We start from the raw sequence: 26,270 nt of genomic DNA on the forward strand, positions 1-26,270 counted from the left end.
TCTATTTTTAAAACTTAATATGTTGTGATAATTTTTGCATATAAAAGGAACGAATTAAAAGGAAAAAGATAATTTCAACCGTTCCAAAGATTACAAGTACAACTGTAATTTCAGCGAATAATGATAGATTTAATATCTCTTGCAACATTTTTGTCGCAAACATTGTATGGATCGATGCCATAATGTAAGGAACAAAGAAAAGAATCGCAAGTTGAATTGTAGCGGATTGCTTCATTTCGACTTCTGTTAAACCGATTTTTGTAATCGTTATATACTTTTCTTGCTCATTTGTTAAATCTGTATACATCCGGAAGTAAAGAACACTGCCAGCTCCGATAAAGAAAATAACACCTAGGAAAGTACCAATTAAGAAAAACGAAGCAACATTTAATTTTGTTTTGTATAGAGAGTCGCTTGCTTCACTTGCATGAAACGGTGGATGTTCTGCCTGAATAGCTGCATTGTCATTATCAATTTTTGTTATAAATGCTGAACCGATATTATGTGCCTTTTCCCAATCTGGAACTTTGAAGCTATATACACTCATCTGTTTTGAAGTGGTTGATAAAGCTTCTACATTTTCATCAGATAATACGAGAAGTTGTGATATTAAGTTATTCGGGAAAGGGCTATAACTTTTATATTCTTTCACTTGTAGCTGTAAAGAGTTTTGAGTAAGTGTCAGAGTATTTCTCTTTTCTTGATCAAAAACTGTTCCGATGAATTGATCATCTATGTCTTTAATAAGGATATAAGACTCATTATTACTTACGGTGAGCGTTTCCCAATTTAATGCTTTAGCAAGTATATTATAGTCACTTTGTTTAATTGCATAATAGAGCTGTGCATTATCTTCTGCCGAAGACACTTCATATATATTCGTTTTAAATTTCTTATAAGTAAACTGCTCTTCGTTAAATTTTTGTTCTAACCAATTTAAATGTTCATCAGCTAACGTATTTTCAGTATGTGATAAATAAGTAAACGGGAAAGGGTTTTTCCTTATTTCATCAAACTTTGTGAATTTCCCAAATCCATATAAGAATGTAATCATTGTGAAAGCGAGTGTCGATAACATCGTCACGATAAAGAGCATGTTAATATTTGTCCGAATCCGAGTTGCTAAATCAGAAACCCAAAGCATATTAATACGTTTCATATAAAATTTTCTTCTCGTCTTTAATATGCGAATGAGTAAGAAGCTAATTTGTGAGAAGAAAAAATATGTCCCAGCTGCAGCAAGTGATGGGATGACAAATATACAGGAGGCAGCGTACAAAAGCCCAGCGATATCTCCTAGTGACATAAAATATAGTGGGTTTGCTGCTAAAACATATCCAGATATTAAACACATCGCACCAAAGAGAGAGATGAGTACAGATGCTTTTCTTTCTTTTTGTTTTGTTCCTTCTTTTAAAAGACGTACAGCTTTTCTCGTACGGATTAGCATCGGTGTAAAAGATGATACGAGAATGAAGAGTCCAAGAAAGATAATTATAGTTAAAACGATAGCACCTGTAGGCCACCAATATAAATATAAACCAGGCACATGCGTAATTTTGGCGGTAACTAATAAAAAGAACTGTGAAAAGACAAGGCCAAATTGAATGCCGAAAAATATGGATAGGCCACCAATTAGCATGTTTTCTAGAAATACGAGCCTCTTTAATTGCTTTGGAGATATGCCAAGTACTGTTAAAATTCCGAACTGTTTTTTTCGTACTTTTAAGAAAGTACCGATTGAATATAGTAAAAAGAAAAATGAAAAGAATACAATGACAACTTCTGAGATTGTCATTAATATGTTCAGAGCAGCATTCACGCCTGTCATATGCAATTTAGGATGAAATAAATAAACTGCAAACGAGAAGAAAATTGCAATGGAAAACGCACTGCTTACAAAATAGGCGAAATAAGCTCTGGCGTTCCGCGTCACGTTTTTAAATGCAAACTGCCAAAATGTCATGCGCCTAGACCTCCTAATAGAGTTAATGTGAAAGGAGTATGGGGGATTTTTCCGCATACTCTTTTCATAAAGCTCACCTTTTTCTTATTTAAAACTTAATATGTTGCGATAATTTTTGCATATAAAGTGAACGAATTAATAGGAAAAAGATAATCTCAACCGTTCCAAAAATCACAAGTACAACCGTAATTTCAGCGAACAATGATAAGTTAATAATATCTTGCAACATCTTTGTCGCAAACATCGTATGAATAGAAGCCATAATGTATGGAACGAAAAATAAGATTCCAAGTTGAATGGTCGCTGAACGCTTCATTTCTGATTCTGTTAAGCCAATCTTCGTAATCGTTGCATATTTTTCTTGCTCGTTTGTTAAATCTGTATACATACGGAAGTACAGTACACTACCAGCTCCAATAAAGAAAATAATCCCAAGGAATGTACCAATGAGGAAGTAGGAAGCACTTCCGGATTTGATTCTGTATAAAGAGTTGCCTGATTCAAAAATACGAACGAGAGATCCTTCGTGCTTGATACTCGCGCGGTCTTTATCTGCTCGTTTTACAAACTCATCAGCAATAGCATATGTATTCTCCCAGTTTTCTACGTTGTAATTATAGACTGTCACATGTTTAGTGTTAGTTGGCAAATTGTTAACGACAGAATCAGATAATACTAATGTTTCATAAGCAAAAGTAGACGGGAGGGTATTATCTATTTTGATCCCTTTTATTTGTAGCTTATAATTTGTATTAGCGAGTGTAATATGTGTTCTATTGTAATTTGGATCGAGTGAAGTAAATAGTGGGACATATGCTGCTCCAGATAATACATATGTTTCATTCTCATTTATAAATAGCTTTTGTAATTGTAATGACGTAGCGAGCTTATTATAGTCACTTTGCTTTATGGCATATGTGTCATAATAAATTTCTGTATTATTTTTCGCTTCTACAGGCGTAGCGTATAAATCTACTTTAATTTTGTCGTAAGAGAATTGCCCATCTTCTAATTGTTTTTCTAACCAATTTAAGTGCTGGGAAGTAAATGGATTCTCATCAAATGAGAAATATGAAAATGCGAATGGTGAATTTCGTTCAACATCAAGTTTCATAAATTTCCCGAACCCATATAAAAATGTAATCATCGTAAAAGCAATTGTAGATAGCATTGCCACAACGAAAAGCATATTAATATTTGATCGAATGCGGCTAGCTAAATCAGAAATCCAGAGCATATTAATACGCTTCATATAAAAATTCCGTCTCTTTTTCAACAGGTGAATGAGCAAGAAACTAATTTGCGAAAAGAAGAAATATGTTCCGATTGAAACGAGTGCCGGAATGACGAAAATACTTGAAAGCATATAAACCATTGCTATTTGTGGGCTTATTGATACGAAATATATTGGTTTGCTCGCTAAAGCGTAGCCACCTATTAAACATATAGCACCAAATAGAGAAATGAGTATGGATGGCTTTCGTTCTTTTTGTTTTCCACCATTTGCTTTTAAGAGATGTACTGATTTTTTCGTTCGAATGAGCATCGGTGTAAATGTAGACACAACGATAAAAAGGCCAAGAAAAACAATTGTTGTTAAAATGAAAGCATTCGTAGGGGGATATAAATATATCCCTGGTAGGTGTGTGATTTTCGCTGTAACTAATAAGAAAAACTGTGAAAATACAAAACCAAACTGCATGCCGAAAAAGATAGATAAAATACCGATTAACATATTTTCCATAAAAACGAGACGGTGTAATTGTTTTCTTGATATTCCTAAAACGGTCAAAACACCGAATTGTTTTTTACGTACTTTTAAAAACGATCCGATTGAATATAGTAAAAAGAAAAAAGAGAACAAGACAATGACAACTTCTGAAAATATCATTAACCCTGAAACTTCAGAGATCATATTGGAGTTTTGTAATTTCGGATGAAATAAATAAACAGCAAACGAAAAGAAAACAGCAATGGAAAAGGAACTGCTTACGAAATAAGCGAAATAAGCTCTGGAATTACGTGTTACATTTTTAAAGGCAAACTGCCAAAATGTCATAATATGTACCTCCCGCTAGAAGGCAAATATGTAGTTTTATTGCAAAAAATGTATGAGAGTAAGTTCTCATACATTTTGCTAGCATATGTTCCGATCATGCTTCAGTCACCTTCTCCGTATGCTCTTCTTGATTATTTGCAGCGTTGTGGAAGATGATTTTAATCGTCGTTCCTTTACCAACTTCAGAGTCTAGTTTCACGGAATGACCTAAATAATCACAAATTTTACTTACAATATAAAGTCCCATACCAGTAGATTCCCCGAATGTACGACCATTTTTTCCAGTGTAAAATGGTTCAAACACTCTTCGAACATCTTCTTGCGGAATACCGACACCTTCGTCACGAACTTCCAAAATAATATCTTTTCCATTTCGGTAAGCTGATAAGAAAACTTTCTTTCCGCGTTCACCAGAATAGCGAACGGCATTTGTCATTAACTGATAAATGATGAACTTTAGCCATTTCGCATCAGAAGCAACTTTTAAATCTGAATGAACTTCTAAAACTGGGAAGACTCCATTTCGAATGAATAGTTCTTTTAATCCGTTAATATTTTTTGTTACAGTATCTTTTAATGAAATCGTCTCAACATGGAAGTCCTCATGGAAGTTATTTAATCTTGCCATGTATAAAGCCATATCGAGCCCTTGATTTAATCGCTCTAGCTCTTTTTTGAATTTCGGGATTAAATGTTCATCTTCCATTTCAAGCACCATAAGCTGCATAACAGAAACAGGCGTTTTCATTTGATGTACCCAATGGTTAATAAATAATTGGTGTTCTTGCTGTTTTACTTCGAATGTTTGTAAGTCTTTTTGGAATAGGCGATATTGCGTACGAACGAGCTCGTTTACACTGTGGGGCATAGGAGCAGTCGCTCTTTCAATAAATGCATCTTCCATTTTCTCTGGTGGTTCACTTAATCTGTGATACATTCTACGGTTACGAACGTAACGATAAGCGAGGAAACAGATGAATAAGTATAAGCTTAAAACGATGAAGTAAAACTTATTATTTTGAAATCCGTCTACTGCATCATAAAGAACGAAAATGATTCCGAAGTTTAATACATATAGTAGGAAAAATGCAAAATGATCACGTAAAAATAGCTTCATGCTTATTCACTCCAAGTTGCGTTAAAACGATACCCAAGTCCACGTACTGTTTCAATAGCATTTTCAATACCAAGCTCATTGAACTTTTTACGAAGACGCGTAATGTTTACGTTTAATGTATTTTCTTCAACGAAGCTCTCATCATCCCATAAAGCAGCTAATAAATCTTCACGGCTCGCTGTACGAGGGAATTTAGATAATAACATTTCTGCTAAAATCGCCTCTTTCTTTGTTAAAAGAACTTGCTCAGCGCCGAAATGAATTTCTGGGCGTTCTGGGAATAGTTTTAAACCTTCTACTTCAACGATACGTTCAGAAATATTTGGTGCATAATCACCGTAAATACGACGTAATTGACCTTTAATTTTCGCCATTACAACGTCATAGTGGAACGGTTTTGTAATATAATCATCCGCACCGCTTTCAATCGCCATAATTTGTTCCATCTCACCAGCACGCGCTGAAATGAAAATAATTGGGCAAGTAGATTCATGGCGAATTTGACGGCACCAGTAGAAACCATCGAATTTCGGTAAGTTTACATCAAGTAAAACAAGATGTGGTTTCACAGCGTTAAACGATTCCATAATATCATCGAAGTTCTCTGCAACAACAGCTTCATAGCCATATTTTTGAATGTGAGATTGTAGTAATGATGAAATATTTGGATCGTCTTCAACGATTAAAATTTTATACATATGTATATTCCTCCTAAAAAAACAATTGTAGCTATAGTGTATCATGTGTTTCAAGTCTTTTCATTATGTTGAAATGGAAGCTAATAAACAGTATAGGTCAAAAGTGTGAAAAGTAAAAAGGGCTATGGATACAATTGACAATTATTGGTTTTTAATTTAATATTTAGATAAATATCTAAATGTCTAATTAGTGAAAGGAAGAAAGACATTGAATCAAGCATTTAAAGCATTAGCAGACCCAACAAGGCGAAAAATTTTAGACTTATTAAAAGAAGGTGATCTAACTGCTGGTGAGATTGCTGAACAGTTCAATATGACAAAGCCAAGTATTTCACACCACTTAAATGCACTTAAAAATGCTGAACTTATTCAAGATGAAAAAAAAGGGCAATTCGTTGTGTATTCGTTGAACACAACTGTATTTCAAGATTTATTGACCTGGGTGTTTACGTTTACGAATAAGGGGGAAGAGGGGAAATGAAAAAACATCTTTTTGCAATTATATTAATTCTTATAACTTGTATCGCATGGGCGTTTGCTTGGCCACATTTACCGGATACAATCGCGACACATTGGAGTGGTGGTAAGGTAGATGGTTATTCTTCTAAACTTTACGGAATGATTTCTATGGTTGGAATTATGATTGCGTTATATGTATTTCTAAATGTGATACCAAAGATTGATCCAAGGAAAGCAAATTACGAGAAATTTTCTAAAGCTTTTATGATGATGAATAACGGGATACTCCTGTTACTATTTGTAGGAAATATAGATATTATTACAAGTGGATTAGGATATAATTTATTCATTAACCGAGTCCCAGAATTATTAGTTGGCGTTTTATTTTTAGTGATGGGTAATTATTTACCGCAGTGTAAGCCTAACTTTTTCGTTGGGATGCGTAATCCTTGGACGTTAAGTAATGAAGAAGTATGGCGGAAAACACATCGATTTAGTGGAAAAGTATTTGTAGCTTTAGGACTCGTTATGATTATAAGCGTTTTCGCTCCAGCTGATTGGAGATCTTATATGATGCTAGGGATTATAGTAGTTGCTGTCTTCATAACAAATTTATATTCTTACGTTTTATATAAAAAAGAAATGCAATTGTGAGCAATAAGGGATTGAACTGTACTAGTCAAATTTTATATTTATAGTTTCTATGTGTTAAGAGATTTTAATACTCAGTGGGGATAACGAAAAAGCTCGCTGAGTAAATTTTTTGCTTTTAGGTCTGAAAATTCAGTTAAAAAGATAGTTTGGGGGAAATCACATGTTAGAAATTATAAATTTTAGCAAGACATACAAAGGTGGCAAAAAAGCAGTAGATCAGTTAAATATTACTGTTCAAGCAGGAGATATCTTTGGATTTATTGGGCATAACGGTGCGGGGAAAAGTACAACAATTAAGTCGTTAGTTGGAGTTATAGATTTTGAAGAGGGTGAAATTTTTGTTGATGGATATTCAGTAAAAAAGGATCCGATTGCATGCAAGAGAGTAATGGCGTATATTCCCGATAATCCAGATTTATATGAGCAATTAACAGGAATTCAATATTTAAATTTTGTTGCGGATGTGTTTAAGGTGTCTGCAAAAGATCGGGAAAAGGAGATACAAAAGTACGGAGATGCTTTTGAGATTACACCGTACCTAGGTGATTTAATATCTTCTTATTCACATGGTATGAAACAAAAAGTGGCGATTATATCAGCGGTTTTGCATAAACCGAAATTATTAGTTTTAGATGAACCTTTCGTTGGTCTTGATCCAAAGGCTGCTGTAGTATTGAAAGGTATTATGAAGGAGCTTTGTGAAAAGGGAAGTGCGATTTTCTTTTCTACGCACGTTTTAGATGTGGCGGAGAAGTTATGTAATAAAATAGCGATGATTAATAGAGGGAAATTAGCACTTTCAGGGGAAGTGAATTCTTTAATAAAGGAAGGCTCATTGGAAGAGCTCTTTATGAAGGAGCTTGCTAATGAATATTAGTAGTCTAGGTCTTTTAAAAATACGCTTGATAACACAGCTTGGTTTAAATACTTTTAAATACGAAAAAGATAAGAAAAAGAAGCAGAATAAAATTTTACTTTCAGCATCTATTGTCTTAGTTGGTGTCATGTTAATGCTATATTGTGGTGCCTCAGCATATGGGTTGGTGAAACTAGGAATAAGTGAAATTATCCCAGTTTATGCACTAGTTATTAGCAGTGTATTGACGTTGTTTTTCACTATATTTAAGGCAAATGGAGAGATTTTTGCTTTTAAGGATTACGATCTTTTAATGTCATTACCGATTCGTGTAAGTACTGTTATTACAAGTAGGTTTTTGTATTTATATATGCTGAATACACTCTTTTCAATCATAATCATGCTACCAATGGGAGTTGTTTATGGCATACATGAGAAGCCATCAGTTTCTTTTTACTTTATGTGGTTCGTCAGTATGTTTATAGCATCTTTAATTCCAACAACAATAGCCGCGATCTTTGGAGCTGCTATTACGGCAATCGCTTCTAAATTTAAAAATACGAATAAAATAACTACGACTTTAAGTTTTATAGTAATTATTACATTCGGTTTCTTTATGCTAAAAAGCGGAAATGCTCAATATAGCCTTAATGATATGAATGGAATGGGTGCAATTGTTTCAGAGCAATTAACTAAAGTTTACCCATTAGCTAATATGTTTCAAAAAGCAATTGTTAATGTTGATATTGTGGCTTTCATCCTGTTTGTTGGGATATCAGTTATTTGGTATTATATTTTTGTAAAAATACTTTCACTAAAATATAAGCAAATAAACACAGGGATTACTACTTATCATATGCTTTCAAATTATGAGATTCATAGTATGAGAAAAGAAAGTGTATTGGCCGCATTGTATAAAAAAGAGATGAAGCGTTTCTTTTCTTCTACAGTGTATGTCATAAATAGTGGAATGGGAGTCGTGATGGCGCTAGCTTTCGCGCTAGCTATTGTTGTAGTAGGACCAAGTCAATTAATAGAGTACCCTGGAATTGAGACCCTGTTGCAGAAGGTTGCGCCATTTGCTATTGCAGCAGCTATTTCGATGACGTGTACAACATGTGTGTCATTGTCATTAGAAGGAAAAAATGTATGGATTATCAAGTCGTTGCCTATAGCGCCAAAGATGATCTATGACAGTAAAATTCTTGTGAATCTTTCATTAAGTATACCTGCATCAATTATTAGTGCCGTATTATTGATAATAGGATTAAAACTAGATGTTTGGAGTTCCCTTTTAATCGTAATAACACCGATAGCATATTCATTTTTTTCGGCAGTATGGGGGATTTTTATTAATAATCGATTTGGTTATTATGATTGGATATCAGAAACTCAAATAGTAAAACAAAGTGTAGGCTCGTTTGTCGGTATGTTTGGTGGCTTAATTACTGCTGTTATACCTGCCTTGTTAATCGGTACTGCTACGATCTCGAACTACAGAGTATTTACTTTTGTAGTTGTTATAGTGCTTGCGATTATTACTATTTTCTTGTATAAGAACGAGTCGAGAAGAAGTATAAAATAAAAAGCTGCTTTTCCTTTAAAGAGGAAGAGCAGCTTCTTTATTTTGAAAAATTTTAGACCTTTATATTACTTTTTTAAAACAGGTACCCATATCTCGCTTCTGAAATTCGGCGACGATATATCTTTCTGTTCATTCCACAATATTTCCGGTCCTTCCGCTAGTTCATAGTTCGAAGAAGGGAACCATTCGGAATAAATACGTCCCCACACATTTTGTAATGCATCAGGAAATGGACCGATAGCTTCAAATATAGCCCACGTTGAAGCTGCGACTTCAAGTTGTTTGAATTGCTCTGGACAAGTTTTTGTTGTGGCTACCCCAATATAATGATCGAGTTCTCCTTTTTCCTCCATTCTTCCTTCAGAAAAGTTAGTAGAGGCACTAATAATTCCAGTAGGTTCAATATTTGAAAGGGACTTTAATGTTTGGATAGCCCCCGGATCTAAACTTTTCCACATAGAAGCAATTTCTTCGTTTACACCATTAAAAACAATCGGTACTCGTTTTTGTATACCAATGATTTGAAATGGCTCTTTTTCTTCAATTCGATAGTTCATTTCATTTCCTCCTTGAATAGATAGTTGGAAGGTCATTGGTGAATAAGCTTTCAAAGAACGACTAGTACTTCGAGCTTCGGAAGGTGTTATTCCGTGCAAATTTTGAAATGCACGTGTAAATGAATCTGGTGAGTTGTATCCATATTTTATAGCGACATCAATGACTTTTGCATCGCTATCTTTTAGTTCAAAGGCAGCAAGAGTAAGACGTCTACAGCGAATATATTCTGATAGTGATATGCCAGCTAAAAAAGAAAACATTCTTTTGAAATGATATTCGGAGCAGAAAGCTATTTTTGCCACTTCTTTAAAATCAATTTCGTGTGTAAGGTTGTCTTCAATATACTGCATTGCAGCATTCATGTTTTTAAGTGAATCCATACTATGACCTCCTTCGTATATAGAATAGCAAGAATGAAATAGCTCCATCCGACATTTCATGCACAACTTTGTAGGGGGCATTTTTAACCTTACAAAATTGTAATGTTCCTGTAAGGAGAATGAATGGATGGTATGATATCCCAATGTTATAGTAACAAAGTACTTTAGCTCATTAGGTTAAATTTTGATTTCTCCGCTTATGTGCCTTACATAACTGTCATGTTTGTGTAAGAAACATCGATAGTGGCAAGAGTAGAGAGTGTATATAGTTGAAAATAGAGAATAGAAGAAATGAGGGATGTCGAGATGAAAACAGTGTTAGAAGCAAAAAATATTGAAAAAGTATATGACACAGGTGGGAATAAATTTGCAGCTTTAAAAGGTATTAACTTACAAGTAAAAGAAGGGGAGTTCGTTGGAATTATGGGACCTTCTGGTTCGGGTAAGACGACTCTTTTAAATGTTCTTTCTACAATTGATAATGCGACGAACGGTGAAATTTTAATTGATGGAAAAGATATCGTGAAGATGAACGATGATAAGCTGGCGTTATTCCGCCGTGATCATTTAGGTTTCATTTTCCAAGATTATAACTTATTAGATACGTTAACGGTGAAAGAGAATATTGCGTTACCTCTTGCGTTATCAAAGGTGAAAGCGAGTGAGATTGATCGCCGCGTTCTTGAAATCTCAAAGAAATTCGGTATTGATCATATTTTAAGTCAGTTCCCATATCAAGTATCTGGTGGACAGAAGCAGCGCTGCGCAGCATCGCGCGCGATCGTTACAAGTCCTAGTATGATATTTGGGGACGAGCCGACTGGAGCACTTGATTCTAAATCAGCGACAGATTTATTAGAAAGTATGAAGTCGTTAAATGAATATGATAACTCTACAATTTTAATGGTAACACACGATGCATTTGCGGCGAGTTATTGTAAACGAGTTATTTTCATTAAAGATGGTGAGTTATATAAAGAATTACACCGCGGTGAATTAACGCGTAAACAATTCTTCCAAAAAGTCGTTGACGTAATGTCTTCTATTTCTGGAGGTATGGCTGATGACCTTATCTAGCATTGCCCTCCGCAACATACAGCGGAACTTTAAAGACTACTTTGTATATTTTGCATCTATGATATTTAGCATCGTCATTTATTTTACATTTAAGGCGTTGCAGTACAATTCACAAATGGAAAAAGCTGCGGAAGGTTCTAAAAAAATTAGCGGTGCGTTTCAAGTTTCAAGTGTCATGCTAATTATATTCGTAGCGGTGTTCATTATATATTCGAACGGCTTCTTTACACGAAAGCGTAAAAAAGAAGTTGGACTATATTCGTTACTTGGTATTCGTAAAAGACAGATCGGTAAAATGCTCTTTTATGAAAACATGTTAATGGGATTAATGTCTTTAATTATAGGGATTGCGATTGGTAGCGTCCTTTCGAAACTATTCCTTGAATTATTAGTAAGCATGATGGGATTAAACTTAAATGTACATTTTGAAGTACCGATGGCTGCAATTGTTGATACAGCAATTATTTTCTTTGTGATTATATTGTATACATCACTTCAAGGATATCGTTTAATTTATCGATTCAAGCTAATTGAACTTTTCCGCGCTGAACGTGAAGGAGAAGCAATGCCAAAAGGGTCAGTAATTATGGCATTAATTTCAGTTTTCTTAATCGGTTCAGGTTATTTCTTAGCATTAATGTATATGAAAGCACTTAAGTATGCCGACTTTATGGTAGTCGCACTTTACATTTTACTGGCGACAGTATTAGGTACGTACTTACTATTTATGTTCTTTACAGTATTCGTATTAAAACGTGCAAAAAATAATAAATCATCGTTTTATAACGGTATGAATATGGTAACGACGTCACAGTTACTATATCGTATTAAAGGAAATGCAAAGTCACTGGCGACAATTTCTATTTTAAGTGCAGTAACATTAACAGCGGTTGGTACGTCAGTTACGATGTATTACAATACATTTACACAATCAAAAGTAGCTGCGCCGTACAGTTATTCTTATGAGAAAAAAGATGAAGAGCTAGATAAGAAAGTAAATGCGATCCTTGCTGAAGAGAAGGCGAATCACCCTGTCAAAGATCAATTTGAAATTGAGACGGTTCCTGTAAAAGGGAAGTTTGAAGGGGATAAAGTGGACTTCATTCTTAATCTAAACTACACGATTTCAGAGAAATATCAGTTTATGTCTCAGTCCGAATTTAATAAACTTGCTAAAAAAATCGATGCAGAAACAGTGAATGTAGCTACTGGTGAAGCATTTATATATGACAGTTCTTATATTGAAGGGTATGAGTTTAGTCCTCAATATAAAGGAAGTAAAGCAGTATTCCAAATTGGCAATGAAACGAAGACATTAACGATTCAAGGTGCAAATAATACAGCAATTACGAACTTAGGTGAATTAGTGATTGTCGTTTCAGATGAAATGTATGAACAGGCGAAGCAAGCATTTGGAACACGTACTGTAAAAAATATTGATGTAAAAGATGAAAGAAACAGTAAAGTAGTAACAGAAAAGTTAGCAAAAGTGATGCCAGTTGGTGAATCAGAAATGGTACCATCATTTAGAGATTTCTATACTGGTTTCCAAATGGGGCTTGAAGGAACGGGACTTATGATGTTCATCGGAATGTTCTTAGGACTTGTATTCTTACTGGCAACAGGCTCTATTATTTACTTTAAGCAATTAACTGAAGCAAATGCAGATCGTGAGCGTTACGTTGTACTTCGTAAAGTTGGTGTAACGAAACAAGAAATGAAAAAAGCTATTGCAAAACAAGTAAGCTTTATCTTTGCGATTCCGTTAGTAATCGGAATTCTGCATAGCTTATTTGCACTAAAAGGCTTAGCAAATTTATTACCATTTGAAATTATGATTCCGCTTCTAATTAGTATCGGAGTATATGGCGTCATTTATATTGGATATTACTTCTTAACAGTTCGCTCTTATTATAAGATTGTGAGCGCGAAGTAATAAATGAGCAGCTATCGCTATAGGCGGTGGCTGTTTTTTAATTCTTCATAAAATCTTAAGAAATCTCCTCAATTTTTATTAAGAAACGATAGTTATACTTAGAAACAAGTTAAAAACTATTGAACGAATGGGGAGAGGTTTATGTGCAGCTCATAACATTCTTACATGAATTTATTAAACATCCGAAACATACTGGTGCAGTTGCGCCAAGTTCAAAAATATTAGCAAAGAAAATGGTAAATATTATTGATTTTAATAGAGCGAAATGTATCGTAGAGTTAGGGCCTGGTACAGGTGTTTTTACGAAAGAAATTATGAAGAGAAAGAAGAAGGAGACAATATTTCTTCTTATTGAAATTAATGAAGTGTTTTGCAAAGAGTTAACGAGAAAGTTTAAAAATGAGCAGAACGTCATTGTTATACACGGTTCAGCGGAAAATATAAAGAAGTATATGAAAGAGTTAAATATAGACTACATCGATTATGTCTTATCAGGATTGCCTTTTACTTCTTTACCAGAAGAAGTTTCAAAGCGCATTTTAAACAATGTAATGGAGGCGATACATGAGAACGGTGAATTTATTACATTTCAATATTCACTTGTGAAAAAAGGATTTATACAGCATTTCTTTCCTGAAATTACACTCGAAAAAGTGTGGCTCAATTTCCCGCCAGCTTACGTCTTTAGCTGTAAAAAAGGGCTAAGGAGAGCGTATGCATAATGGAATTGCACGAATTATTATCTTATATTGAGCAGTACGGTTATGGGGCATTATTTTTCTGCTTATGGTTAGGTATTATCGGTATGCCAATTCCAGATGAAATGATTGTAATGAGTGGTGGTTTTGTATCTTCACTAGGGATATTAAGTGTCATTCCAGCGTTTTTATTAACATATTTAGGTGTCGTATCTGGGCTATCATTAGGTTATATATTAGGGAAAATATTTGGTACAAAAGTACTTGATAAGCTAATGAAAAAGAAAAAGGCGAAATATCTTTTGAAATCTCAACAAATGGTAGAGAAGTATGGCCATTATGCGTTAGTCACAAGTTACTTCATACCAGTTGTAAGACATATTGTACCGTATTTAGTTGGAATGAATAACATGTCATTTAAGATGTATGCCTTGTATTCCTATACAACAGGGTTTGTTTGGACACTCGTTTACTTTGTGCTCGGTTCATTATTTGGACAACACATTAACAAGATTGTAGCGATTGCGATAGAGTATGGCGTGTATTTTGGTGGGCTTGTTTTTGTTGTTGCGAGTGGTGCTTATTTGTATAAGCAAAGAAGAAGTACAGTGATGAGTAAGTAAATAGAATAAAGGTTTATGGTTATGGAGAGTAGTATAAAAGGGAGAGTTATTTTGTAAAATAACTCTCCCTTTTAATGTAATAACTCCTTATTACTTACATTAGGCATTGTCTGAAATACAATTATATAAATTGTTAATATGATTGTATTGATCAGATTGGCTAATATAGTCATAAAATCACTTGATGGAGTGATAAGAACAAAGATTGAAAGTGCGGCAGATGCAAGTGGAATGAACTTTTGTAGCGTAGTTAACTTTCCATCTTTATGAAGCTTCGAAGATTGAAAGAAGCAAAGTAAGAAAATAAAGGATGTAAATAATAATCCTAAATATCCCCATCCATCTTCAATATACCAAGGTAAAAAGCTCATTCTCGATGTGAAAATAAACAAATTGAATACTAAGGTGCTAATGATTAGCGTATTTAAAATCGTGATATTTGTCTGTTTTTTCATTTGAATTATACTCCGAAATTTATTTTATCTCGTATTAAAGGGCAGTAAAGCCCCAACTGATTAAAGGTTTACTTTATTGAGATGCTTTTGCCATTTCCATAAAGCGCTTTTCAATTTCATCCAATTCGAATGAGTGGCATATTCTGCGGTCTTCTGTATCTAAAATTCTATAATGTTGAGATAAAATGTTTTGTTGTATTTGATAACCGTTTAATTCTTTTATTTGCCGCCACCACAATTTTCCTCCTAACGTCTTCGGGAATTTCGTGTTGTAATGTGTGAAAGCGATTGTTTTTATAATTTCATTCACATCATCCCCAAATGTCATTTGGACTGTATCGCTCTGTTCGAAGAGTGTTACGACACAAACTGCACCTGACCATGTTAGCCTACGTCTTCCTTTTTCAATTTCCACTAATGTTTTCTTCGATAAACCAATAATTTCTGACATTTTATCTTGTGATAAATCATTTTCAACACGGATGAGTTTTAATTTTGAATTAACGAGTTCAATAAATTCTTGTTTATCCATAATACGGCTCCTTTTTCGTTATAGTGTAAAATTACACTAAATGTGTAATTTTGTCAATGGTAGTGTAAAGGGTTACTTTTGTTTATTTTGGTATTGCTAATTAATATTTCACTTTTAGTTTAAGAAAATGTTAAGAAACCGTACAAGTTTTTATTAAGAAATACACTCTATACTTAGAAACATCTTAAAGAAAACATAATGAAAGGCGGAATATAGATGAAAAGATTTATCCTTGCATCATTACTTGTCATCATAGCAGGAGCGGTATATTTATTAAATGGGAGCGCTAAGTTAGATCAAATGAATCCCTTCCTTGATATAGAGCACCATTATGCAATAATTGATAACGCTGGTAAAGAGTTAGGTGGAAATAAAGGTCGTGAATATAAGGTGAAAGCTTATGATGAAAATGGTAAGGAAAAAGAAGTTACAATTGATGAAGTAGATGAATTACCAAAAGGCTCATACTGGCATGTGCTTACGAGAGGTAAGTTCTTACATGATAAAGTGCAAGTAACAACAGATAAAATTCCTGATGGAGCGAAGGCGAAATTAGGATTGTAAGTATAAAACCGATTCTCAATGTGGGAATCGGTTTTGTTATTTTATGGTAAAATGTAGTGAGAGGGGGCGAGAGTTGTGCTACTCATTGTTAGTCTTATTTTAATTGGATTTATGTGTAGTATGAGAATAGTATCCTTACAAATGATAGAACGAGAAAAGATAGAAGAGAGATATGTATATTGTCCAAAATGTAATGCGAAAATTAGAAGAGGAAATTCTGATCCTTTTTGCTCGAAATGTAATTTAATATTTTAACTATAGGAAATCCGTAATCATCTTGTATGGTTTTGGATTTTTCTTTTTAAGAAAATATTAAGAAACCCCGTGACTATTTGTTAAGAAAATCTATTTATACTGAACTCTGTTGCTTAAAGGGAACATCAAGAATCATAACAGGAGGTATAGATAGATGAAAACAATGCTAGAAGCGAAAGGGATTTCGAAAATATATAATACAGGTATTAATACATTTGAAGCGCTGAAAGATATTCATTTACAGGTGAAAGAAGGAGAATTTGTCGGTATTATGGGGCCATCTGGTTCTGGGAAAACGACGCTTTTAAATGTTCTTTCTACTATTGATACAACATCAAAAGGCGAGATTTTAATTGATGGAAAAGATATTGTGAAGATGAATGATGATGAATTGGCGTTATTCCGCCGTAATCATTTAGGATTCATTTTTCAAGATTATAACTTATTAGATACGTTAACAGTACGAGAAAATATTGCATTGCCCCTAGCTTTATCAAAAGTGAAGGCGAAAGAGGTAGAATCTCGCGTTGAGATGATTGCAAAGAAATTTGGAATAGATCATATTTTAAATCAATATCCATACGAAATATCAGGGGGACAAAAGCAGCGCTGCGCAGCGTCAAGAGCGATTGTAACAAATCCAAGTATGATTTTTGGGGATGAGCCAACTGGTGCGCTTGATTCTAAGTCAGCGACAGATTTATTAGAAAGTATGAAATCATTAAATGAAAAAGATCGTGCAACAATTTTAATGGTAACGCACGATGCATTCGCTGCGAGTTATTGCAAGCGAGTTGTATTCATTAAAGATGGAGAATTATATAAAGAGTTATATCGCGGGGAGCTTACACGTAAACAGTTCTTTCAAAAAATTGTAGATGTTATGTCTTCTATTTCTGGAGGTGCTATAAGTGAGCTTGTATAGCATTGCACTTCGTAATATAAAACGAAATTTTAAAGATTATTTTATTTACTTTGCTTCAATGATTTTTAGTATCGTTATTTATTTTACATTTAAATCATTGCAGTACAATTCACAAGTAGGAGAAGCTGGAGAGCGAGTGAACAATGGGTTTCAACTTGCGAGTGTCATGCTTATTATTTTTGTCGCGATATTTATTATATATTCAAATGGATTTTTTACACGGAAGCGTAAGAAAGAAATAGGTCTGTATTCTTTACTAGGTATTAGAAAAAAAGAAATTGGTAAAATGCTATTTTATGAAAATATGTTGATGGGCTTCCTGTCATTAGTAATTGGAATTGTAATTGGTAGTTTACTTTCAAAATCGTTCCTTCAGTTACTAGTAAGTATGATGGAATTGGGCGTAAATGTTCATTTTGAAGTACCAATTGGGGCGGTTATAGATACAGCAGTTATTTATTGTTTTATTATTTTATACACATCTTTTAAAGGATATCGTGTTATTTATCAATTTAAGTTAATCGAGTTATTCCGTGCAGATAATGAAGGCGAAGGAATGCCAAAGGGTTCTAAAATTATGGCTATCGTTTCTGTATTATTAATTGGTTCAGGGTATTTCTTATCAGTAACAGCTATTAAAAATGCTAACGATGATAACTTTATGCCACTTGCTCTTTACATTTTATTAGCAACAGTACTTGGAACGTATTTATTATTTATGTTCTTTACCATTTTTGCATTAAAAAGAGTGCGAAACAAAAAATCTTCATTCTATAACGGAATGCAAATTGTTACAACATCTCAATTACTATACCGCATTAAAGGAAATGCAAAATCGTTAGCAACAATTGCAGTATTAAGCGCAGTAACGTTAACAGCAGTTGGAACTTCAGTAACAATGTACTACAACGCATATATGCAGGCGAAAAAATATAAGCCAGTTAGTTATTCATATGAAAAGAAAGATGATCATGTAGATCATAAAGTGAAGGAGATTTTAAAAGAGGAAACAGAAAAGAATGAAGTTATTCATCAATATGAGTTAGAAACAGTAAAAGTAGTCGGTGAATTTGGTGACGATGTTTCAAATAAGGATGCCTTAAAATCAAGAACGACTGATCTTATGGCGCAATCATCATTTAATAAAATTGCAAAATATTTAAATGAAGAAACAGTGGATTTGAAAAAGACAGAAGCGTATGCATTTGATGTTATGCACGGTGAGGGAAGTAGAGATACAGGCGTTTATAAAAATAGAAAGGCTATATTCCCAATTGGAGAAGTAGCACCAGTACAAATAAAAGAAGTAAAAGGACGCAACATTACGAACTTATATGAACTAGTAATCGTCGTTCCAGATGAAGTGTACGAGCAGGCGAAGAAGACAGTCGGTTCTCACACTGTACAAAACATTGATGTAAAAGATGAAAGAAATAGTAAAGTGCTAACAGAGAAATTAAAACAAGTAATTTCAGAAGAAGATGCAGAAGGAAATAATCAATTTAGCGATTTTTACACTATTTTCCGAGATGGTATTGAAATGTCAGGATTAATTATGTTTAGTGGTATGTTCTTAGGACTTGTATTTTTACTTGCAACGGGTTCTATCATTTACTTCAAACAATTAACAGAAGCACATGCAGATCGTGAACGTTACATCGTTCTTCGAAAGCTTGGGGTAACGAAAAAGGAAATGAAAAAAGCAATCGCAAAACAAATGAGATTTATCTTCTTCATTCCGTTAGTAGTTGGAATTTCACACAGTTTATTTGCGATAAAAGGTTTATCGACAGTAATTCCGTATGAAATCGCAGTGCCATTATTAATAAGTATTGGTGTGTATAGTGTTATTTATATTGGATATTATTTCTTAACGGTTCGTTCTTATTTTCGGATTGTGAGTAAATAAAAAAGGCGAAAGAGAACATAGTGAAAATGATGTTCTCTTTCGCTTTTTTAGTTAAAATAGGGTATACATATCAAGGATTCAATGGAGTGTTATATTTGGGAATTCTTATCATAGTAGGGTGTCTATTAATAGGCATCATTTTTATTGGTTTAAGTATGTATAGGTTTGTAAAAGAAATAAAAGAAAAAAATTCAAAAAAAGATAAATGGACAGTAGTGGCACAAAACATTCTAGAGCTATTTTGTGATCCGCTGCACGGAGCACCGTTCTATTTTTTAGTTGGTGGGCTTTTTTTAGTAGTGGGAGTTTTATTTCTCTATATGGGAATGGGATGGGTTGAAATTGATTAGTTGGCGCTAGAGAATCAATTATATAGTCGTAGAATTAAGAAGGAGAGAGTAAATGCCAATTATAAGAGATATCCGATTAAGTTTTCTAAAAAGAAAAGAGAATATAAGTAGTCTAGAGGTATTACAATTAACATCCTCAAGTAACTACGAGGAAGAGATATCTTTTTTTAAAGAAACGAGCTGTATTACTTCTTTATACGAGCGACATATGCCAAAGTTAAGAACAGACTATGAAAAAGGTATCTGGGTTCACTGTGTGGATGATATTTCATTATTAAATCAGTGGGAGGAGAAATATCGGATTTTTCCTGAATATATGAATGTGTTTGTAGAGTACGGGAGTGTAAAGGATTTTCCATATTTATCAGATAGAGAGAAAAAAGAATTAGCCCTTCAAATCGTTCATACTGAAATGAAGAGTTTAGCTGTGAAATGTGATTGGGATATAGAGATGTTAGAAAAAGCATACAATAAGGTACTGGATTTGGATTATAAAAATGAACTTGTATATATAAAGAAGAGTAGTCCGAATAAAAAATATGTATGTAGTATAATTTGGCAGCATGAAGTGGCTTATGCTGATATGTACTTAGAAATAAGGGAGTATAGAACGAGACGATTAATCAAAAAGGAAAAGCTTATGAGAGAAGAAGATATGTATAAAATGTCTAATTATGTTAGTGACGTGGCTTGGAAGTTAAACCATAAAGTGATGTTGATGAACGACAAAGGAAAAACTATGTGGATGTTAACCTTTTTAGAGAAAAACAATCCAGATAATTTAGTTTGGAAGATGGAAAGAATTGAGGAAAGTTGATAGAAAAGAGCTTGAAACCATTCAAGCTCTTTTTTATTACTATTTATGTCCTAAAATATGCTCAACCTCATGCACACTTAATTTACTTGCCTTAGCAATCGTTTCAAGTGGTATACCAAGATCATACATATTTTTAATTATTTGAATTTTCCCCTGCTGAACCCCTTCTTTTCGACCCTTTTCAATGCCTTTTTCAATCCCTTTTTTTATTCCTTGTTCCATTCCTCTTTTTATTCCTTCTGTCTCTGCGTGGGCGAATTTTGCTGCTTCATCCATTAAAACTTTCTCCCTTGCGTCATAGGCTTGTCGGAAAGAAGAATCTTGACTCATACGTTCCCACTTGTTTATTGCTTTTTGTAAAATAGGATCTCGGTTCATAGCAATATCCTCCAATGTGTCAGGTTGCTTCTTTCCTTCATTGTATCTAAAAAGAACTAGGGCATGCAAACAGGCCAATTTGCTATTTTTTGAGCAATATTATTAGAATGTCGCAAACAAATATGTCTATGTTATACTCTAGTGAAATTGAAAAATTTATATAGAGGTGAAGATGATACAGATGCAAAAAGATATTTTAAAACTATTAGATAAAAAACAAAGTAACTATGAATTTCCTACCCTAGATAATGCGGAAATGAATATGTCACAAGTGAAATTCTCTCTTTTCTTTAAAAATAATGAGGATTGGTTAATGGTATTTCAATTTGTTGGAGTAGGATCATTAGGTGTATGTAATGATATTCAAGTATATGGTGATAGAGTGAATCATTTAATTGGTGATGATGCTATTTTGCAATTAAATGATGGAGATTATGAATTATTTGATGATGAAGGTGAATTTATACTTGATATTCATAACGGTAGTTTGAAAATCCGCGAGCATCATTTTGAATATGAATTTACAGAAGAAGATTATGTGAATCATGGAATAGAAGTACAAACGACAGAGTCTTATCCCACATATTTCATGCGTATGCTTGCTACTAATGACGAAGCTCGGAATTTAGTATGGTGGGATAAAGAAGAAATTTTAGAAGAGTGCGGTTTAGAAGGCGACTGGGAAGTAGTGTATGAAACGGAAGAATGGCAACATGTTGAAGATGAAAAAGTAAGTGAAAATGAATTCTTCCAATCAGTAGCGGCTGCTATAGAGAAGAAAGATCCAACCATTATTGTGAATGAGGAGTCTAATACGCACTGGAAAAATTGGGTGGAGTTTGATTTTGAAAATATTGATGAATACTGAGTGTGAATGAAAAGACTAGGAGAAAGAATAACAGATGAAAAGAAGAAGAAAATCTGGAGAAAAAGTACAAATGAATCGTTTTACACTTCCTTTATGTTACGGAAGTGAAGCACCATATTATTATTATGAGGTAGCGCCTCATAAAAGAGAGGAACGCCTCCATTTAACATCAGAACTTTGCGTAATGGACGATGAACATTACTTTATTAGAGGTTGTTTAGAGATTCCTATCATTGATTACCACGAAAAATTCATATGGACTGTGTGGGTATCACTTAGTAAAGAAAGTTATGATGAGGTATTAGAAAAGTGGGATGAGAGAGGCCGAGAAAATAGTGACCCTTATTTTGGTTGGTTATCTGTAGAAATACCAGTTTATCCAGAAACATTAAATTTAAAAACAAATATACATATAAGAGAAGTTGGAATGGCACCGTATGTTGAATTAGAACCAACCGAGCATCCTTTAGCGATCGAACAAAGAAATGGAATTACTTTAGAGAGAGTTAAAGAAATGCAAGAAATGATTCAACGATATAACTAGATTAGAAGAGAAAAAACGAGTGCTAGCACTCGTTTTTTTATTACACAACCGCAGGATTATAAATCATCGTAAAGTGCCCTTGTAATAGTTCAATATGACACGGTGTATGGAGCGAGCTTTCTCCATCAGTATCTACTTCTTTTTCTTCTTCTGTTTCAATCTGAATGGATTTCGCTTTTACGTGGAAGATATCATTTTCGTTTGAGTCTTCAAATAGTTTCTTTCCGATATAATCTTTAAACGCTTGAATGCCTGTTGATTTGACTACGAAAATATCAAGTGTTCCATCATCACATTTTACGTTCGGAATAAAGGATGGGATACCTCCGAGATATTCACCGTTTCCAACCATAACAAGGACAGCTTCGTCTTCATATACTTGTCCGTCGTAAGTTATTTTTACTGGGAATGTTTCAGCGTTTTTGACAGTTCGAATGGTGCTTAAGTAGTAACCAATTTTACCAAGCTTTGCTTTCTCTTCCGCATCGATATTGTTTGATACTTCAGATACGAGTCCAATGCCCCAAAAGTTTAAGAAGTGTTGCCCGTTTGCTTTTGCGACGTCAACTGGTTTTACATGTCCTTTTGTAATAAGTTTTGCTGCTTCTGCAATATTTTGCGGAACGCCGAGTGTGCGAGAGAAGTCGTTGCAAGTTCCGCCTGGAATGATTGCAAGTGTAGGTCTAGTTTCAAGAGGGGCTAAGCCATTAGTGCATTCAAATACAGTTCCATCACCACCAAAGACGATAATTAAATCTACTTTACTAGCAAACTCCTGGCAATATTTTGTTGCATCACCTTGCTTTTTCGTATGGAGGATATGTAGATCAGGAAAAGTTGCGGCAAGTGGTGGTACGATTTTCGTTAAGTTCGTGTGTAAATCGCCTTGTCCTGCTTTCGGATTTATGATGAGGAGTACTTTTTCAAATTTTGTCTTTGTCATTTTTATTCTCTCCCTTTGTCTTTTACGAATCGTGATAGAAAATAAACTTCCATCAGTAATTGATGGAAGTTTACCCCGCATTAACGGGCAGTAAGACCCCCCACCTAAAATTTCGACGAATACGAGGAAGTTAGGTGGGAGATCAACTGCCCGTAAAAGCCCGATTGGTTCAACTAATAATCAGTGGGAGATAGACAAAACCCCCACTGATTAAAGTTTCACTTTATTTTTTTATATTATTCCGTTACAACTGAAGCGATAAATGGTAAGTTACGATATTTTTCTGCGCAGTCGATACCGTAGCCAACGATAAATTCGTCTGGAATTTGGAAGCCAACATATTCAGCTTTTAAATCCACTTTACGGCGTTCAGGTTTATCAAGTAACGTACAGAATTTCAATGCTTTTGGTTTATGCATAAAGAAGTGATCTTTTAAGAAGTGAAGTGTTAAACCAGAATCGATAATGTCTTCTACGACAATTACGTTTTTTCCAGTAATGTTTACATCGATATCTTTTAATAGTTTTACTTTTCCAGTTGTTTCTGTTTGATTTCCGTAGCTAGATGCAGAGATAAAGTCGATAGTTACTTCGTTTTTAATATGACGAATTAAATCAGCAGCGAATACGAAAGATCCTTTTAATACAGCGATTACTACAATTTCTTCTCCTTCAAAATCACGTTCGATTTGAAGAGCTAGCTCTTTTACTTTTTCTTGTAATTGTTCTTCGGAAATTAAAGTGTCTTTTATTTCAATTTTCATTTGAATCCTCCTACAGTGTAAAACTTGTGAACATTTCGACTGTAAAGGATAGAAAGGAAAAAGTCAAAGAAGATATAAGGTTTTTACAGAAATCCCCACAAAATAGTCAGATGATATGATATACTAATTATATTAAGAAAACGCTTCCATAAAGGGTGGTCATGATGAAAAAGAAACAGTATACAAGTGTAACATTTATAAAAGCATTGCTTTTAACAATTGTTCTCGGTATGTTGGCGTACATAATTGATGTACCTGCAATTCGCATTTCACTAATTGGAATGACTTTAGTATTAGGCGCAATTTCCCACGGTATGATGTCACAGCTGCAAGAAGTTGGACTTGACGATATGAAAGATCATATAGATAAGAAATGAGAAACCTTCACGTATATAGAGTGAAGGTTTTTTCGTTTCTTACAAAAATGTAAGGTAGTTTGTAAGACAAATCGATAGTTGCATAGTAGTGTTTTGGATAAACTATAAGTGTAAGGTAAAAGGTAAGCATATTTTAGGTAAATTAAGTTTTAGGCACTCTATATGTGAAAAAGGAGTAGGAGGGCATGGAGAAACATTGGACGACCTTTTCTTTTTTAGCAACTAGTAACACCGTAATGCTAGCTGGGGAAATGGATTTTTTGCATACGTTTGATCGAGAAGACGATTATTCTTCTTCTAAATTTACAATGAAATGGAGTAAGTGGAGCGATAGTTGTAAATTGGAAGAAGAGGCCCCTAACGAAAGGCAAAAAATTATTTTAACAAATCCTATTAAAGCATGGGTCGTTCAATGTCGTAAGTGTAACGTCAAAAATCACTTCAAGAAAACTGAGCCGAGACAATTAGTTATCGCTCCAGCCCTTTCTACTTCTCAATCACGTGAAAGTAACATGTAAATATTGAGACACACACCCGAAAAAACATCGTATATATTGCGATGTTTTTTTATTTTTCTACAATGAAATCTTTAAATGAAATATATTTCATCTGCATCTTATATTTATATCTCTTGTTTATTCTAGTGATACATCCGATGCGAAGTGATGTGATGTGAATAAAGTATAAGGGGAGAATTGAAGATGAAAAAGAAACTATTACCAATCTGTGCAATGGCATTGTTAACAGTAGGATATTCTTCAGTAGCAAGCGCGGACACTGGAACAGTAACAAAGGAAGAAGCAGCGCAACTGCAGCAAGATAAAGAGAAAAAAGAAGCAGTGATTAAAGAACAGCAAAAAAGTGAAGAAGAGAAAAAGAGAATAGCACAAGAACAATTGAAAAATGATAAGGCAAAAAAAGAAGCATTGATTAAGGAACAGCAAAAGAGTGAAGAAGAGAAAAAGAGAATAGCACAAGAACAATTGAAAAATGATATGGCGAAAAAAGAAGCAGCACAAGTACAACAAAAAAATGGTGCAACTAAAAAAGAAGGAGCAAAGCCAGTTGTACAAGGTGAAAAATTACCAAACACAGCATCTAATAATGTAGCAATGATGGTACTAAGCGCATGTCTTGTAGGGATAGGGACATTATTTGGCTTGAAACGTCGCAATAAAGTTAAGGCGTAAATAAAATATTGTCCTATAAAGAATGGAATAATTTCATATATTAAAAATGGTAGGTTATTCCTACCATTTTTGGCATGGAGGGATGAAACATGAAGTTACTCAATTATATCGGTATCATATTGATGGCGATAGGACTATGTATGGGATCATATTACGCTATGGAATGGTATAGAGGAAAAAGCTCTGCTCAACAATTAACGAAAGAAGAACTAAAGAGCCTTGAAAATATACAACATAATCAACTTTCTTACGAAACACCTGTAACTTCCCAAGTACCTTCTTCTCAAACAGAACATAAAGAAGGAGAAAAGGTTGCACTATTAAATATACCGAAAATAAAGAAGAAGTTCTCTATATACTGGGGAGCGGATGAGACAACGCTGAAAAAAGGAGTTGGAATGTTCGTTAGTGATGTAACGACAACGCCATCTGGAGGGGGACATACTGTACTGAGTGGGCACCGGGACACTGTATTTACTGATTTAGGAGAGTTAAAAGAAAAAGACACTCTTGTTTTAGAGTATGATAATAAAACGTACACATACGAAATTCAAAAGATATGGATTACCCATGCGGATGATCGTACTGTTATTATAAAAAAAGAAGAACCGATATTAACGCTGACGACGTGCTATCCGTTTGATTATATAGGGGATGCACCAGATAGATATATTATCGAGGCGAAGTTAAAGGCTAGTTATTCAAAATAAAGTTGTAGTTTTGAAAGCGAGAG

Annotated in this window: 29 protein-coding genes and 1 pseudogene; 20 read left to right on the plus strand and 10 right to left on the minus strand. The window is 34.0% G+C overall.

What is annotated here, in order from left to right; genetic code table 11:
- Positions 1-7: 7 nt before the first annotated feature.
- The 4 genes from Q3V31_RS12025 to Q3V31_RS12040 all read right to left on the minus strand — a co-directional run bounded on the left by Q3V31_RS12025 (position 8) and on the right by Q3V31_RS12040 (position 5,840).
- Positions 8-1,966 carry an FtsX-like permease family protein gene (locus tag Q3V31_RS12025; RefSeq protein WP_000145018.1) on the minus strand — a complete coding sequence of 653 codons (1,959 nt, stop codon included), beginning with the start codon at positions 1,964-1,966 and terminating at the stop codon, positions 8-10.
- A gap of 88 nt (positions 1,967-2,054) precedes the next feature.
- Complete coding sequence (locus tag Q3V31_RS12030) at positions 2,055-4,025, minus strand: FtsX-like permease family protein (RefSeq protein WP_016130414.1); 1,971 nt, start codon at positions 4,023-4,025, stop codon at positions 2,055-2,057.
- A gap of 94 nt (positions 4,026-4,119) precedes the next feature.
- Positions 4,120-5,142: a sensor histidine kinase gene (locus tag Q3V31_RS12035; RefSeq protein ID WP_000765335.1), complete on the minus strand. Its 1,023-nt coding sequence runs from the start codon at positions 5,140-5,142 to the stop codon at positions 4,120-4,122.
- Positions 5,143-5,144: 2 nt separating this feature from the next.
- On the minus strand, positions 5,145-5,840 hold the full coding sequence (locus Q3V31_RS12040) for a response regulator transcription factor (protein ID WP_000276736.1): 696 nt from the start codon (positions 5,838-5,840) through the stop codon (positions 5,145-5,147).
- A gap of 208 nt (positions 5,841-6,048) precedes the next feature.
- Between Q3V31_RS12040 and Q3V31_RS12045 the strand changes: the two genes are divergently transcribed.
- The 4 genes from Q3V31_RS12045 (at position 6,049) to Q3V31_RS12060 (ending at position 9,394) form a co-directional block, all read left to right on the plus strand.
- Positions 6,049-6,321: an autorepressor SdpR family transcription factor gene (locus tag Q3V31_RS12045; RefSeq protein WP_001070536.1), complete on the plus strand. Its 273-nt coding sequence runs from the start codon at positions 6,049-6,051 to the stop codon at positions 6,319-6,321.
- Positions 6,318-6,953 (plus strand): SdpI family protein, encoded by a 636-nt coding sequence (locus tag Q3V31_RS12050; protein ID WP_090814124.1) that lies wholly within the window; start codon positions 6,318-6,320, stop codon positions 6,951-6,953. Before Q3V31_RS12045 ends, Q3V31_RS12050 begins: the two co-directional genes overlap by 4 nt.
- Positions 6,954-7,113: 160 nt before the next feature.
- Complete coding sequence (locus Q3V31_RS12055) at positions 7,114-7,830, plus strand: ABC transporter ATP-binding protein (protein WP_002089208.1); 717 nt, start codon at positions 7,114-7,116, stop codon at positions 7,828-7,830.
- Complete coding sequence (locus Q3V31_RS12060; RefSeq protein ID WP_329765209.1) at positions 7,820-9,394, plus strand: permease; 1,575 nt, start codon at positions 7,820-7,822, stop codon at positions 9,392-9,394. Before Q3V31_RS12055 ends, Q3V31_RS12060 begins: the two co-directional genes overlap by 11 nt.
- 65 nt (positions 9,395-9,459) lie before the next feature.
- Here the strand turns inward: Q3V31_RS12060 and Q3V31_RS12065 are convergent, their stop codons facing one another.
- The gene (locus Q3V31_RS12065; protein WP_016130412.1) at positions 9,460-10,332 is read right to left on the minus strand and encodes an AraC family transcriptional regulator; all 873 of its coding nucleotides are present in this window, start codon (positions 10,330-10,332) and stop codon (positions 9,460-9,462) included.
- Between the two features lie 306 nt (positions 10,333-10,638).
- Between Q3V31_RS12065 and Q3V31_RS12070 the strand changes: the two genes are divergently transcribed.
- The 4 genes from Q3V31_RS12070 to Q3V31_RS12085 all read left to right on the plus strand — a co-directional run bounded on the left by Q3V31_RS12070 (position 10,639) and on the right by Q3V31_RS12085 (position 14,666).
- On the plus strand, positions 10,639-11,409 hold the full coding sequence (locus Q3V31_RS12070) for an ABC transporter ATP-binding protein (RefSeq protein ID WP_000859658.1): 771 nt from the start codon (positions 10,639-10,641) through the stop codon (positions 11,407-11,409).
- Positions 11,396-13,345, plus strand: coding sequence for an ABC transporter permease (locus Q3V31_RS12075; protein WP_000176176.1), 1,950 nt, complete (start codon positions 11,396-11,398; stop codon positions 13,343-13,345). The genes Q3V31_RS12070 and Q3V31_RS12075 overlap by 14 nt, the downstream gene beginning before the upstream one ends.
- Positions 13,346-13,488: 143 nt before the next feature.
- Positions 13,489-14,067: a class I SAM-dependent methyltransferase gene (locus Q3V31_RS12080; RefSeq protein WP_001176085.1), complete on the plus strand. Its 579-nt coding sequence runs from the start codon at positions 13,489-13,491 to the stop codon at positions 14,065-14,067.
- Complete coding sequence (locus tag Q3V31_RS12085) at positions 14,067-14,666, plus strand: DedA family protein (RefSeq protein WP_000418897.1); 600 nt, start codon at positions 14,067-14,069, stop codon at positions 14,664-14,666. The genes Q3V31_RS12080 and Q3V31_RS12085 overlap by 1 nt, the downstream gene beginning before the upstream one ends.
- Positions 14,667-14,737: 71 nt before the next feature.
- Here Q3V31_RS12085 and Q3V31_RS12090 read toward each other — a convergent pair whose 3' ends face one another.
- Complete coding sequence (locus Q3V31_RS12090; protein ID WP_088009709.1) at positions 14,738-15,121, minus strand: hypothetical protein; 384 nt, start codon at positions 15,119-15,121, stop codon at positions 14,738-14,740.
- Positions 15,122-15,194: 73 nt separating this feature from the next.
- Positions 15,195-15,653, minus strand: coding sequence for a helix-turn-helix transcriptional regulator (locus tag Q3V31_RS12095; protein WP_329765210.1), 459 nt, complete (start codon positions 15,651-15,653; stop codon positions 15,195-15,197).
- 216 nt (positions 15,654-15,869) lie between these two features.
- Between Q3V31_RS12095 and Q3V31_RS12100 the strand changes: the two genes are divergently transcribed.
- From Q3V31_RS12100 to Q3V31_RS12125, 6 genes are all read left to right on the plus strand, one after another.
- The gene (locus Q3V31_RS12100) at positions 15,870-16,217 is read left to right on the plus strand and encodes a YxeA family protein (RefSeq protein WP_000819381.1); all 348 of its coding nucleotides are present in this window, start codon (positions 15,870-15,872) and stop codon (positions 16,215-16,217) included.
- Between the two features lie 75 nt (positions 16,218-16,292).
- Positions 16,293-16,472: a hypothetical protein gene (locus Q3V31_RS12105; RefSeq protein ID WP_329765211.1), complete on the plus strand. Its 180-nt coding sequence runs from the start codon at positions 16,293-16,295 to the stop codon at positions 16,470-16,472.
- Positions 16,473-16,626: 154 nt separating this feature from the next.
- Positions 16,627-17,397 carry an ABC transporter ATP-binding protein gene (locus Q3V31_RS12110; protein WP_097881568.1) on the plus strand — a complete coding sequence of 257 codons (771 nt, stop codon included), beginning with the start codon at positions 16,627-16,629 and terminating at the stop codon, positions 17,395-17,397.
- Positions 17,384-19,306, plus strand: coding sequence for an ABC transporter permease (locus Q3V31_RS12115; protein ID WP_329765212.1), 1,923 nt, complete (start codon positions 17,384-17,386; stop codon positions 19,304-19,306). Before Q3V31_RS12110 ends, Q3V31_RS12115 begins: the two co-directional genes overlap by 14 nt.
- Before the next feature lie 95 nt (positions 19,307-19,401).
- Entirely contained in the window at positions 19,402-19,656 is a 255-nt protein-coding gene (locus Q3V31_RS12120) for a hypothetical protein (RefSeq protein WP_033656795.1), read from the plus strand.
- Between the two features lie 52 nt (positions 19,657-19,708).
- On the plus strand, positions 19,709-20,473 hold the full coding sequence (locus Q3V31_RS12125; RefSeq protein WP_016130408.1) for a hypothetical protein: 765 nt from the start codon (positions 19,709-19,711) through the stop codon (positions 20,471-20,473).
- Between the two features lie 39 nt (positions 20,474-20,512).
- Here the strand turns inward: Q3V31_RS12125 and Q3V31_RS12130 are convergent.
- Positions 20,513-20,869 (minus strand): annotated as a pseudogene (locus Q3V31_RS12130) (Rpn family recombination-promoting nuclease/putative transposase); the annotation flags it as partial.
- A 154-nt stretch (positions 20,870-21,023) separates the two neighbouring features.
- On the opposite strand from Q3V31_RS12130, the gene Q3V31_RS12135 reads away from it, so the two are divergent.
- Together Q3V31_RS12135 and Q3V31_RS12140 are read left to right on the plus strand one after the other, a co-directional pair.
- Complete coding sequence (locus Q3V31_RS12135) at positions 21,024-21,719, plus strand: DUF7003 family protein (protein WP_329765213.1); 696 nt, start codon at positions 21,024-21,026, stop codon at positions 21,717-21,719.
- Positions 21,720-21,753: 34 nt separating this feature from the next.
- Complete coding sequence (locus Q3V31_RS12140) at positions 21,754-22,263, plus strand: DUF2199 domain-containing protein (RefSeq protein ID WP_329765214.1); 510 nt, start codon at positions 21,754-21,756, stop codon at positions 22,261-22,263.
- 40 nt (positions 22,264-22,303) lie between these two features.
- On the opposite strand, the gene Q3V31_RS12145 is transcribed toward Q3V31_RS12140, so the two are convergent.
- Both Q3V31_RS12145 and hpt read right to left on the minus strand, forming a co-directional pair.
- Positions 22,304-23,206, minus strand: a complete 903-nt coding sequence (locus Q3V31_RS12145) for a diacylglycerol/lipid kinase family protein (RefSeq protein ID WP_044737474.1) — start codon at positions 23,204-23,206, stop codon at positions 22,304-22,306.
- 236 nt (positions 23,207-23,442) lie between these two features.
- Positions 23,443-23,970 carry a hypoxanthine phosphoribosyltransferase gene (gene hpt / locus Q3V31_RS12150; RefSeq protein WP_000687586.1) on the minus strand — a complete coding sequence of 176 codons (528 nt, stop codon included), beginning with the start codon at positions 23,968-23,970 and terminating at the stop codon, positions 23,443-23,445.
- Positions 23,971-24,131: 161 nt separating this feature from the next.
- Between hpt and Q3V31_RS12155 the strand changes: the two genes are divergently transcribed.
- From Q3V31_RS12155 to Q3V31_RS12170, 4 genes are all read left to right on the plus strand, one after another.
- A complete protein-coding gene (locus tag Q3V31_RS12155; RefSeq protein ID WP_002129607.1) occupies positions 24,132-24,347 on the plus strand; it encodes a hypothetical protein in 216 nt (71 codons plus the stop codon).
- A gap of 185 nt (positions 24,348-24,532) precedes the next feature.
- Positions 24,533-24,865, plus strand: coding sequence for a hypothetical protein (locus Q3V31_RS12160; RefSeq protein WP_090814128.1), 333 nt, complete (start codon positions 24,533-24,535; stop codon positions 24,863-24,865).
- 183 nt (positions 24,866-25,048) lie between these two features.
- On the plus strand, positions 25,049-25,537 hold the full coding sequence (locus Q3V31_RS12165) for an LPXTG cell wall anchor domain-containing protein (protein WP_016130403.1): 489 nt from the start codon (positions 25,049-25,051) through the stop codon (positions 25,535-25,537).
- Positions 25,538-25,626: 89 nt separating this feature from the next.
- Positions 25,627-26,247, plus strand: coding sequence for a class D sortase (locus Q3V31_RS12170; protein ID WP_090814129.1), 621 nt, complete (start codon positions 25,627-25,629; stop codon positions 26,245-26,247).
- The last annotated feature ends 23 nt before the right edge of the window (positions 26,248-26,270 follow it).

The sequence above is a fragment of the Bacillus nitratireducens genome, from assembly GCF_036320425.1.
Classification (GTDB): Bacteria; Bacillota; Bacilli; order Bacillales; family Bacillaceae_G; genus Bacillus_A; species Bacillus_A nitratireducens.